Source organism: Pseudomonas sp. GW821-FHT09A09 (assembly GCF_059418405.1).
Window position 1 is genome coordinate 14,331 of the sequence record NZ_JBWKPU010000028.1, and the last position, 12,256, is coordinate 26,586.

Consider the following 12,256-nt stretch of genomic DNA (forward strand, 5'->3'; position numbering starts at 1 on the left):
CATGCCTAGCCAAACCCTGATGTTGTTCGGTGGTATCGGCGCGATCCTGGTGCTCGCCTCACTGATCGGCCTGATCCTCAAGCTGCGTACCCGTGGCACACCGAATGCGGTGATCGACAACCTCAACGCCCGCATCAATGCCTGGTGGGTGATGGTGGTGGTGATCGGCATCGCCTTCTGGCTCGGCACCGGCGCGGTGATCCTGCTGTTCTACGCCGTGTCGTTCTATGCCCTGCGTGAGTTCCTCACCCTGACCCCCACCCGCCGCAGCGACTACCCGGCGCTGGTGGCGGCGTTCTACCTGGCCCTGCCGCTGCAATACTTGCTGATCTATTCGGATTGGTACGGGCTGTTCTCGATCTTCATCCCGGTGTACGTGTTCCTGCTGCTGCCGATCCTCGCGTCGCTGGGCGGCGACAGCACGCACTTTCTGGAGCGTGCCTCGAAAGTGCAGTGGGGCTTGATGATCGCGGTGTTCTGCGTGTCATTTGTACCGGCATTGCTGACCCTCGACATCCCGGGCTACGAAGGCCGCAACCTGTTGCTGATCGCTTACCTGGTGATCGTGGTGCAGCTCTCGGACGTGCTGCAGTACGTGTGCGGCAAGCTGTTCGGCAAGCACAAGATCGCGCCCAACCTGTCGCCGTCCAAGACCGTGGAAGGCTTTGTCGGCGGTATCCTGCTCTCCTCGCTGATCGGTGCGGCGCTGTGGTGGACCACACCGTTCAACCCGTGGCAGTCGTTTTTGATCGCGCTGTTGATCAACCTGCTGGGCTTTGCTGGCGGCATCGTCATGTCGGCAATCAAGCGCGACCGTGGCGTTAAGGACTGGGGGCATATGATCGAAGGGCACGGCGGCATGCTGGATCGGTTGGACTCCGTGTGCTTCGCGGCGCCCATCTTCTTCCACCTCGTGCGTTACTGGTGGACCTGACAATCACAGCCCTCAAACCCAATGATTCCCCTGTAGGAGCCGGCTTGCCGGCGATGGGGCCCCTGAGGACGCCATCGCCGGCAAGCCGGCTCCTACAAGGTGTTGTGGTGGGCCGTTAGGTGGGTAGATGGCCCAACGGCAACGCTCCGGGGGTCTTCACGGTCTGGATCGCGAAGTTGCTGCGGATATCCCTCACCCCCGGCAGCGTCAACAGGCTGCCGGTGACAAACCGTTCATACCCGCGCAAATCCGGCACCACCACCTGCAACAGAAAGTCCGACTCCCCCGACACCAGGAACGCCGAGATCACCTCGGGCAGTGCCGTCACCGCCTCACGAAAGGCATTGGCCTCGGTGTCGTTATGCCGCTCTACCTTCACGCCCACAAACACCATCATGCCCAGGCCCACTTCATCGCGATCCAGCGTGGCCTGGTAGCAGCGAATGACCCCGGCTTCTTCAAGCAGGCGTACGCGGCGCAGGCAAGGTGAAGCAGACAGGCCAATCTCGTCGGCCAGTTGCACGTTGCTCAGGCGACCATCCCGTTGCAGGGCTTCTAGAATCTTGCGGTCAAAAGCATCGAGTTTCAGATTTGGCATAAGTGAATGGTCTTTGTAGTTGTTAGTGGTAGATAGTGCCAAGACTAGCCGATTTATCAGCTGACTACGCAACCACCTGCCCCGCCTTTGCGCCCTAGAATTTGCCAACCATTCAAGGGGGTGAAACATGGCGGAGCTCTGGTTGTTTTTGGTGGCCCTTTCGGTGGCGTATCTGCTGCCGGGGCCGGACATGATCCTGCTGCTGCAAACCGGCGCCCGCCAGGGCAAGGCTTTGGCGTTGACCACGGCGATTGGCCTGGGGGCTGCCCGGGCGTGCCACGTGGCGTTGGCCGGCATGGGCTTGGCGACGCTGTTCAAGGTGGCGCCGTGGACGTTTGACGTGGTGCGCCTGGGCGGTGCGGCCTACCTGTTGTGGTTGGGTGTGCAATGCCTGCGCGCGAACCTGTTGCCCAACCTCGACCCGACACACGCCATCACACAGGCCCACGCCTGGCGCGAAGCCTTCCAGCGTGGCCTGTTGACCAACCTGCTCAACCCCAAGGCGCTGCTGTTCTGTTCGGTGCTGCTGCCGCAGTTCATCAACCCGCAGGCCGGCCCGGTGGCGGCGCAGTTTGCCTTGCTGGGTGTGATCCTGGTGGCGGTCGGTTTTGCCTTCGACTGCTGCTACGCCCTGGCCGGTGCGCGCATCGGCCGATGGCTGGCGCGCAATCGTTCGGCGCAGCGGGTGCAACAATGGTTGTTCGGCAGTCTTTTGATCGGTTTTGCGGTACGCCTCACCTTTGTGCAACACGCCTGAGCGGTCCGGCGTATCCACGTCATCTTTTGTATCAAAGACGCGTGTAAGATACGCCGCACTTAGCCAGGGATGCTCACCATGTTCGATTCGTTGAAAGCGATCAGCCGCCGTATGACCAGTGCGTTACTGACTGTGGTGGGGGCCGTCTTTGGCGAATGGCATCCGCCGTTCTGGCTGCGCGCTATCGGCCGTGGCCTGGCGAACCTGGGCCACAAGGCCCGCGCCTATCCGCGCCAAGCCGGTGCTGGCGTGCTGGGCCTGGCGTTACTGGCCGGCGCCGGCTTCTATGGCTGGCAGTGGTATTCCCACCTGCCGCAGCCCCACACCGTGGGTTACTCGCTGCACAAGCCGAACCTGACCGACTACACCCAGCAACCACCGGTTGTGGATAACTTGCAGGTGCGCTTTGCCGAGTCCGTGGCCCCACTGGCTGCCATTGGCAAGCCGGTCACAGAAGGCATCACCCTCAAACCACCGGTGGCGGGCGCCTGGCGCTGGTCCGATGACCGCACCCTGCAGTTCGTGCCGGAAAAAGACTGGCCGATAGACGCCCATTACACCCTGGACCTGGCCAAGAAAAAGCTGCTGGCCGACGGCGTATTGCTCAGCCAGTACAGCAGCCAGTTTTCCACCCAACCGTTCCGCGCCACCCTGGCGCAAAACGAGCTGTACCAGGACCCGTCCAACCCGACGCTGAAACAACTGGTGGCGACCTTCCATTTTTCCCACCCGGTGGATGAAGACAACCTGCGTAAACGCGTGTCGGTGACCCTCGGCAAAGGCCTGGCCTACCGCGACGCCCAGTTGCCCAACCGCCCGGAAGTCACCTTCGACGACACCAGGCTCAACGCCTACGTCCGCTCCGCCGCCTTGGCGACGCCGCTGGAAAGCACGCCGGTGAGTGCCAAGCTCGATGAAGGCATCAAGGCCCGTGATGGCGGCAACGCCAGCACCGCGCCGCTGGTCTCGGAAGTCACCGTGCCCGGCCGCTATCGCCTGACGTTCACCGGCGCCGACGTGAGTTTTGTCGACAACCAACGCGGCGAGCCGGAGCCGGTGCTGATGTTCAGCAGTTCCAGCGCCGTCGCCGATGAAACCATCGCCGGTAAGGTCCAGGCCTGGTTGCTGCCGGAAAAAGCCCAGGACGACACGCGCCCCTATAACAGCAACGACATCGACGACGCCCTGCTGGCCCGCAGCACCAAGGTCACCCTGACCCACGTGCCCAGCGTCGAACCGCTGAACACCCTGCACGCCTTCAAGTTCAAGGCTCCGGCCGGTCGCGCCATTTACGTGCGCGTGCCTGCCAACCTGGAAGCCATCGGCGGCTACCTGGCGAAAAACCCTACGGCCTCGCTGATCAGCATGCCGGCTTACCCACGCACCCTGCAGTTCCTGTCTGACGGCGCACTGCTCAGCCTCAACGGTGAAAAGCGCCTGGGCTTCATGGCCCGTGGCGTGCCCGGCGCCCACGTGGAAATCGCCCGCCTGCTGCCCAACCAGTTGCAGCACCTGGTGGACCAGAGCAGCGGCAGCTTTGCCCGGCCGAACTTTGGCAACGAATACTTTGACCGCATGGTTGAGCGTCAGTCGCTGGACATCCCCCTGTCGTCCAACGACCCGGCAAAAACCGTCTACGACAATGTGGACCTCAGCCACTACCTCACCGCCAACGGCGGGCGTCGCGGCATTTTCGTGCTCAAGCTCAGCCCGCAGGATGACCCGGCCACCCGCACCTTCGAGTACGACCGCAGCAGCACCAGCGACCTGCGCTTCATCGTGGTGACGGACCTCGGCATCATCGCCAAGCGCTCCAGTGACGGCAGCCATGACGTGTATGTGCAGTCCATCGGCAACGGTTCGCCGGTGTCTGACGCCCAAGTCGACATCATTGGCCGCAACGGTTTGCCGGTGAGTAGCGGCCGCACTGACGCCGAAGGCCACGCGCATTTCGCCAAGCTGGACGAACTGCGCCGTGAGAAAACCCCGCTGATGTACGTGGTCACACGGGGCAATGACCAGTCGTTCCTGCCGATTGCCCGCCAGTCCCAGCAGTTGGATTTGTCGCGCTTCGACGTAGGCGGTCTGGAAGAGGACGGCGCGATTGATCGCCTCAGCGCCTACCTGTTCACCGACCGTGGCCTGTACCGGCCGGGCGAGACCGCGCACCTGGGCATGATCGTGCGCAGCGGCAACTGGAAAGGTGCCCTGCAAGGCCTGCCCGTCGAGCTGCAAATCACCGACCCACGGGGCCTGGAAGTGATTCGCCAGCCCCTGAAACTGTCGGCCAGCGGCTTTGAAACCTTTGATTTCCCCAGCAGCGAAGTCGCCCCGGCCGGTGAGTACACCGCGACCTTGCAGTTGATTGGCGAGAAGCAGACCCGCACCGACCTGGGCAGTGTCAGCTTCAAGGTGCGGGATTTCGAGCCGGATCGCATGAAGGTCAGCCTGAGCCTGCACGACACGCCGGTGCTGGGTTGGATTCCACCGGACCAGGTGGTGGCCAAGGTCACCGCCATGCACCTGTTCGGCGCCCCGGCGTCCGGCCGCCGCGTCACCGCGAAAATGTCCCTGAGCCCAACGCTCGCGGCGTTCGACCGCTACCCGGATTACCGCTTCCGCCTGAACAACGCCCTGGAAGACGCCAGCACCGAAGACCTGGCCGAAACCACCGTGGATGACAACGGCCAGGCCACGCTCGACCTCAACCTGCAACGCTTCGCCAACAGCACCTATCGCCTGCAGGTGATGACCCAGGTGTTCGAAGCCGAGGGCGGTCGTAACGTGGCGGCGCAAAACGCCTTGCTGGTGTCGTCCGCGCCTTACCTGGTCGGTGTGAAAAGTCAGGATTCGCTGTCGTATGTCGCCAAGGATGCGCCGCGCCAGGTGCAATGGCTGGCGGTAGCGCCAGATCTTACGCCGGTGGCGGTCGACGGCCTGACCACGGAAGTGGTGGAACACCGTTACGTGTCGGTGCTGGTGAAACAGTCCAACGGCACCTACAAATACGAGTCGCGCATCAAGAACATCAGCCAACCGGCTTCACCGCTGGTGATGACCAAAGACGGCGCCAAGCAGGCTCTGAACACCGGTACGCCGGGGGATTTCACCCTGCAACTCAAGGATGCCAACGGCAACCTGCTTAACCAGATCGACTACAGCGTGGCCGGGCGCGGCAACACTTCGCGCTCCCTGGAGCGCAACGCCGAACTGCAACTGCGCCTGGATAAACGCAGCTATGCCACCGGTGATGAGATCGCCATCAGCATCCGCGCGCCGTACACCGGCGCGGGCTTGATCACCATCGAGCGCGACAAGGTCTACACCCAGCAGTGGTTCAAGGCCGACAGCACCAACAGCGTGCAGCACATCCGCGTGCCTGCGGGGCTTGAGGGCAATGCCTACGTCAACGTGCAGTTTGTGCGGGACATGGGTTCGGCCGAGGTGTACATGAGCCCGCTGTCTTATGGCGTGGTGCCGTTCAGCATCAACCTGGATGCGCGGCGCATGGCGCTGAAGGTCGAAGGCCCGGCGAAGATCGAGCCGGGGCAGACCCTGGACATCAAGGTCACCGCCGACCGCCCGGGCCGCGCCGTGGTTTACGCGGTAGACGAAGGCATCCTGCAAGTGGCGCGCTACCAGACGCCGGACCCGCTGGGTTTCTTCTTCCAGAAACGTGCGTTGGAGGTCGGCACCAGTCAGATCCTTGACCTGATCCTGCCGGAATTCAGCCGCCTGCTCAGTGGGGCGGCGCCTGGTGGTGATACAGAAGGCGCACTGGCCAACCACCTCAACCCGTTCAAGCGTAAACACCAGCCGCCTGTGGCGTGGTGGTCCGGCTTGGTGGACCTGCCGGCCGGTGAAACCGTGCTGCACTACCAGGTGCCGGACAGCTTCAACGGCAAGCTGCACCTGTTTGCAGTGGCGGTGGATAACGACAGCGTCGGCGTCAGCGACGCCAACACGGAAGTGCGCGGGCCGATCGTGATCACGCCAAACGTCCCCGCTTTTGTAGCGCCGGGCGATGTGTTCAACGTGAGCGCCGGGGTGTTCAGCAACCTCGACGCCGCGGCGGATGTGAAGTTTGAACTGCAGACCAGCGACGGCTTGAACGTTCAGGGCGACAAGGGCAGCACGCTGTCGCTGCAACCGCGCAAGGAAGGCACGGCTGAGTTCAAGATCAAGGTCGGCGAAACCCTTGGTTCGGCGGACCTGCGCTTTGTCGCCGTGCTGCCGGATGGCAAGCGAGTCCAGGTGGCGGAAACCACCTCGGTCCGCCCATTGAGCGAGCACCGCGTGGCCTTGAGCCTGGGCCGTTTCGACGGCGCCAACAAAGAACTCAAGCCCACCCGCGAACTGTTCAGCCAACTGCGCGATGTGCAAGTGGGCGTGGCTGCGTCGCCGCTGGTATGGGCCAATGGCCTCAAGCATTACCTGGACGACTACGGCTATGCCTGCACCGAGCAATTGGTGTCCAAGGCCATGCCGGCGCTGATCTGGGGCGGCAACGCGCCGGAAGCCGAACAGGCGTTCACAGGCGCGGTGCGCATGTTGCGCCAGCGTCAGAACGGGGCCGGTGGTTTTGGTCTGTGGGCGGCCAACCCGGATGTAGCGCCTTACGCCAGCCTGTACGCCACTGACTTCCTGATCGAAGCCAAGGAACGTGGGCTGCCAGTGCCGGAGGACCTGCTGGTGCGGTCCAATGCGTACCTGACCGACCTGGCCAACGGCCCGAGCGAAGGCTTGTCGGAATTGCGCAACCGCGCCTACGCCAGTTACCTGCTGAGCCGTCAGGGGATTCTGGTGAGCGGTGCGTTGAGTGATATCCGCGAGCGTTACGAGAGCTACTTCAAGGACACCTGGCAGAACGACCTGGGCGCTGCGTACCTGGCCGCCAGCTACAAGCTGCTCAAGCAGGATCGCCAGGCCGACACGCTGTTCCGCAAAATCCCGTGGCGTTCCCTTGTGGATAAGTGGGACAGCGACGGCCTGTACTACGACCCGCTGGTGCACGACGCAGAACACCTGCACCTGCTGGCACGGCACTTCCCGGAGATGATCGACGACGTGCCGACGGCGCTGCTGGATAAACTCGGCAAACGTCTCAACGAACAGCGTTACAACTCGCTGTCGGCCGCGCTGTTGCTGCGTGCGCTGGATAACTACGGCCAACGTGCGCAAAGCGACATGACCCTCAAGGCCACCGCGTGGCTGAGTGACAAACAACAGCAATTGCTGGAAATGGCTGGCCAGCCACCCCGCGCGGCCGTGCCGAGCGCCACGCAGAAACTGGTAATGGAAAAAACCGACGGCCCGGCCGCGTTCTACATGCTCAGCGAAGCCGGCTTCGACAAGGGTGCCAAGCTCAAGTCGATCACCAACGGCCTGGAAATCATCCACGAATACCTCGACCTCAAGGGCGACCCGGTGAGCAAAGTCGCCGTCGGCGATGAGTTCCTGGTGCGCCTGCGCCTGCGGGCTACCGACCGCGATCAAGTGCAACAGGTGGCCGTGGTCGACCTGCTGCCGGGCGGGGTCGAGCCTGTGTATAACCTGCCGCCGGAGCCGGAAGCCGCGAGCACCGAGGAAAGTGAAGGCGACGATGCCGAGTACGTGGAAACCAGCGAAGACAACCAAGAGGCCGATGCCTGGCAAGCGCCGATCGGCGAAACCGAGCTGAGTAACTGGCAGCCGGACTACGTCGACGTGCGTGATGACCGAGTGGTGTTATACGGCACCGCGCTGCGCGATGTAGGCACTTTCGTGTACCGCGTACGCGCCACCAACGCCGGGACCTTCAATACGCCACCGGCTTATGCCGAAGGCATGTACGAAACCACCCTGCAAGGGCGCGGCAAAGTAGGCCAGCTTGAAATTACCAAGCCTTAAACGCCTGGCGCCGCTGTTTGCAGCGGCGGTGGTGCTGGCGGGGTTGCGGCTTTGGCCGCACGCCCCGCTGGAACAGGCCGTGACCTCATCACGGGTGGTGCTGGCCGACGATGGCTCACTGCTGCGCATGACACTGGCGGACGACGGGCAATACCGCTTGTGGCTCCCCCTGGAGCGGATGTCGCCTTCATTGGTCGAAGCCTTGTTGCTCAAGGAAGACCGTAATTTCTACTGGCACCCGGGGGTCAATCCTCCGGCATTGCTGCGGGCGGCCATGGCCACCTACAGCGGTGGCCAGCGCCAGGGCGGCTCGACCTTGAGCATGCAATTGGCACGACGCCTGTGGGACCTCAACACCCGCCAGGTCCCCGGCAAGGTGCAGCAGATGGCCCTGGCGCTGTGGCTGGAAGCACGCTACAGCAAGCACGACATCCTTGAGGCCTACCTGAACCTGGCGCCCATGGGCGGCAATATCGAAGGCGCCGAGGCGGCCAGCCGCATCTATTTTGGCAAGTCGGCGGCGCAGCTTTCGTTGTCTGAATCGCTGGCACTGGCCGTGATCCCTCAGCAACCCGGGCGGCGCGCGCGCTTCGGGCCGTCGCTGCAAAACGCCAGGCTGCGCTTGATGGCCGACTGGCGCGCCACTTATCCACAGGACCCGCGCAACGACAGCTTGCTGGACTTGCCCCTGGAAGCGCGCAACCGCCAGCAGATCCCGTTCCTGGCGCCGCACCTGAGTGAACAGCTGCTGGCGTCCCAGCCGGGCAACGAGCTCAACAGCACACTCAACCTACCACTGCAGCAGTTACTGGAACGCCTGATCACAGGCTTTATCGCCGAACGACGCAGCACCGGTGTGGAAAACGCCACGGCCATCCTGATCGACAGCCGCGACCAAAGCGTCAAGGCACTGGTGGGCTCGGCGGACTACTTATCCACAGGCATCCACGGCCAGGTCAACGGTGTACTGTCGCGGCGCTCGCCCGGGTCGACGCTCAAGCCGTTCCTGTATGGGCTGGCACTGGATCAGGGGGTGATTCACCCCATGAGCATCCTCAAGGACCTGCCGAGTAACTTCGGCTACTTCCAGCCGGAAAATTTCGACGGCAGTTTTGTCGGGCCACTGACGGCGCGGGATGCGTTGATCCGTAGTCGCAATATCCCGGCCGTGTGGCTGGCCAGCCAGGTGAAATCACCTTCGTTGTACGGGTTGCTGCAACGCGCCGGCATCAAGGGCCTGCGCGACGAAAGCCATTACGGCCTGGCCCTGGCGCTCGGCGGCGGCGAGATGACCCCGGAAGAGCTGGCCCGCCTGTACGTGATGCTGGCCGGCGACGGGCATTCGCGCCCGTTGCGCTATCTGCAGGAACAGCCTCAATCCACCGGCCCACAGTTGCTCACGCCCCAAGCAGCATTCATGGTGCGCGACATGTTGCGCCGCAACCCACGCCCCGACGGGTTGCCGAGCCGTCATTGGCGCACCGCCTGGAAAACCGGCACCTCCTGGGGGTTTCACGATGCGTGGAGTGCCGGCCTGGTGGGCCCCTACGTGCTGGTGGTGTGGGTGGGCAACTTCGATGGCCGGCCGAACCCGGCGTTTATCGGGGCCAAGACCGCCGCGCCGTTGTTCTTCCGCATCGCCGACGCGTTGCCCCTGGCGTTGCCCAACGTGGTGATCAAACCCGACAAGCCACCCGTGGGGCTGGTGCGCATCGACGTCTGCGCCGCGTCCGGCGAGTTGCCCAACCGCTGGTGCCCGCAAACCCGCAAGACCTGGTACATCCCCGGCGTCTCGCCGATTCGCGTGTCCAACCTGCATCGCCCGATGCTGATCGACACCCGCACCGGCAAGGCCGCGTGCCCGCCCTTCGATGCCCAATACACCCGTGAAGAAATCTTCGAATTCTGGCCCAGCGACGTGCAACGCCTGTACCGCGCGGCCGGCCTGCCTCGGCGCACGCCACCCAACGTGATGAAAAACTGCCAGCCCAATCGCATCAGTGACACGAGCGAAGCGCCGCAGATCCGCTCGCCACTGACCCAGGTGAGCTATCAGTTGCGCCTGTCTCAACCCCAGGAAAGCATCCCGCTGAACGCCAACGCCGCCAGCGATGCAACGACGCTGTACTGGTTCGCCGACCAGACCCTGATCGCCCAGGGCCCGCCGCAAGCCCTGTTGAACTGGCGGCCGGGCAAGTCGGGGGAGTATCGGTTGCGGGTCACCGATGATCAGGGGCGCAGCACCAGCCGGGGGCTGAAAGTGGAGTTTGTGCCCTGATCAGGCGTCTTCGTCGCTGAAACTGCCTTTGCTCACGCGCTTGGCAAAATGTTGATACGCCACGCCCATCTTGCGTTGCTCAAACAGCGAGAACGCCAGGGTGCCGAGCAAGATCAGCATCCAGATCAAAAATTGCTTCAATGCATCCACATGGGCGACAAACAACAGCAAGGCCACCACCCCGCCGATGACCGCTCCCAACGCCGCCCACGCGCCGAGTACACGTCCCACGGCCAGGCGTACCCCTTTGGGCAGCAACAACCGGGTCCAGATCAGCACCATGAAAATCGTCAGCATGAAGCCGAACGCCGCCATGAACGGAATCGGAAAACCACCTTCGCGGTATAGCCAGGCGAGCAACTGATACACCGGACCCTGTCCGGCCATCTGTGGATAAGTGTCGGGCCCCGGTAAATGCAGTTGCGCAAAATGGGCCGGGGTCATGGCCATCACGCCGACGCCGAGCAGCCCGACTATCGCGCCATAGAAGCCACCGGCACGCCATAACGGCGCCAGCACACGACGGTTTTCCACATCAGCGGTCAGCGCCACGCCAAACACGGCTTTCGGGTCCTTGCCCTGTGCGATTACCGTATGGCCATCGCGCTCACAGGCGTCGCCGATCAGCATCACGTCCAGGTCCTGCACCAGCAGAAGTTCGCCCTGGCGTCGGGAACTGCCCAGCAACGCGTATTCGTCGGGCGATTTATTGCCGAACAGATCAATGCCCTCGGCAATCACCGCCACCTCACCGCTGGCGTCCTTCAGGCGAAAGTCATTGCAGCGCGCCTCGCCAGACACTCGGCTCCAGCTCCAATCGCCATCTTTGTCTTGGGTGCCCTCTTCGACAATCCACACATAACCCACGCACGGCTTGCCATTGACCGGCGACAGCATCGTCTTGTCCGCAATGACCTTGCCGCGCACCTCCACCAGGCCCATGGCCAACGAGCGTATCTGGCTGGTGGCCAGGCGCTGTTCGGTTTTGTAGAAGTTGGGGCCAAAGCTGACCAGCAGGCCGATCAGGATGAGCATCGGGAAAAACAGCGCGATCAGGATGTTCGGCGCGTACACCATCAAGGCGATAAAACCGGCGAGGAACATCAGGCCCAGCGCCGTTTTCCACTTCGGCTTTTTCACCACAACGCCCGCCTGAGTGGTTTTCATGCCCCCGGCACCTCAAGCTTCACGCCTTCGTAACGGGTTTCTTCGGCACTGATGGCCAGCAGCGGGATGCGCTGATAGCTGAGCATCCGCGCAAAGAACAGGTCGGGGAACACCGCAATGGCGATGTTGTAGAGGTTGACCGACTCATTGAAGAACTCACGGCGGTCGGCAATGCGCTCCTCCACGGCCGAGATGGCGTGCTGCAACTCGACCATGTTGGGGCCGGAGATCAACGTCGGGTAACCCTCCGCCACCGCAATCACCGACTTGAGCGCCGCGTTCAACTGGTTGGACGCATCGACCTTGTCGTTGAGGCTGCTGGCATTCAGGTACTGCTGGCGCGCATCGCTGAGCCGGGTGAACAGCGCGTGCTCGTGATTCATGGCGGTCTGCACCACACGCATCAGGTCCGGGATCTGATCAGCCCGCTGCTTGAGCAGCACGTCGATGTTGGCAAACGCTTTATCCACATCGTTACGCCGCATCACCAGGCCGTTGTAGACCCCCACCATCCAGCCCACCAGGCCGACGACAATGATCAGCACAACGATGCCGGCGATTAGCAGTTCGATATTCATGGTGAGCGCGTCCCTGGGTGAGTTATCCACAGGGGGCATTCTAGGGTTAAAGCCG

7 protein-coding genes are annotated in these 12,256 nt (G+C 63.0%); 4 read left to right on the forward strand and 3 right to left on the reverse strand.

Annotated elements, in window-relative coordinates; all coding sequences use genetic code 11:
• The first annotated feature begins 1 nt into the window (after position 1).
• Positions 2-934 carry a phosphatidate cytidylyltransferase gene (locus AC07OV_RS21910; protein ID WP_178924220.1) on the forward strand — a complete coding sequence of 311 codons (933 nt, stop codon included), beginning with the start codon at positions 2-4 and terminating at the stop codon, positions 932-934.
• A 115-nt stretch (positions 935-1,049) separates the two neighbouring features.
• Here AC07OV_RS21910 and AC07OV_RS21915 read toward each other — a convergent pair whose 3' ends face one another.
• A complete protein-coding gene (locus AC07OV_RS21915) occupies positions 1,050-1,523 on the reverse strand; it encodes an Lrp/AsnC family transcriptional regulator (protein ID WP_495092990.1) in 474 nt (157 codons plus the stop codon).
• A gap of 136 nt (positions 1,524-1,659) precedes the next feature.
• Here AC07OV_RS21915 and AC07OV_RS21920 point away from each other — a divergent pair, with 136 nt between their 5' ends.
• The 3 genes from AC07OV_RS21920 (at position 1,660) to pbpC (ending at position 10,456) form a co-directional block, all read left to right on the forward strand.
• On the forward strand, positions 1,660-2,289 hold the full coding sequence (locus AC07OV_RS21920) for a LysE family translocator (protein WP_495092966.1): 630 nt from the start codon (positions 1,660-1,662) through the stop codon (positions 2,287-2,289).
• A gap of 78 nt (positions 2,290-2,367) precedes the next feature.
• Positions 2,368-8,178 (forward strand): alpha-2-macroglobulin, encoded by a 5,811-nt coding sequence (locus tag AC07OV_RS21925; protein ID WP_495092967.1) that lies wholly within the window; start codon positions 2,368-2,370, stop codon positions 8,176-8,178.
• Positions 8,159-10,456: a penicillin-binding protein 1C gene (gene pbpC, locus AC07OV_RS21930; RefSeq protein ID WP_495092968.1), complete on the forward strand. Its 2,298-nt coding sequence runs from the start codon at positions 8,159-8,161 to the stop codon at positions 10,454-10,456. Before AC07OV_RS21925 ends, pbpC begins: the two co-directional genes overlap by 20 nt.
• Here pbpC and AC07OV_RS21935 read toward each other — a convergent pair whose 3' ends face one another.
• Together AC07OV_RS21935 and AC07OV_RS21940 are read right to left on the reverse strand one after the other, a co-directional pair.
• Complete coding sequence (locus AC07OV_RS21935) at positions 10,457-11,623, reverse strand: hypothetical protein (RefSeq protein WP_495092969.1); 1,167 nt, start codon at positions 11,621-11,623, stop codon at positions 10,457-10,459.
• The gene (locus AC07OV_RS21940) at positions 11,620-12,201 is read right to left on the reverse strand and encodes a LemA family protein (RefSeq protein ID WP_495092970.1); all 582 of its coding nucleotides are present in this window, start codon (positions 12,199-12,201) and stop codon (positions 11,620-11,622) included. Before AC07OV_RS21940 ends, AC07OV_RS21935 begins: the two co-directional genes overlap by 4 nt.
• Positions 12,202-12,256: the final 55 nt, after the last annotated feature.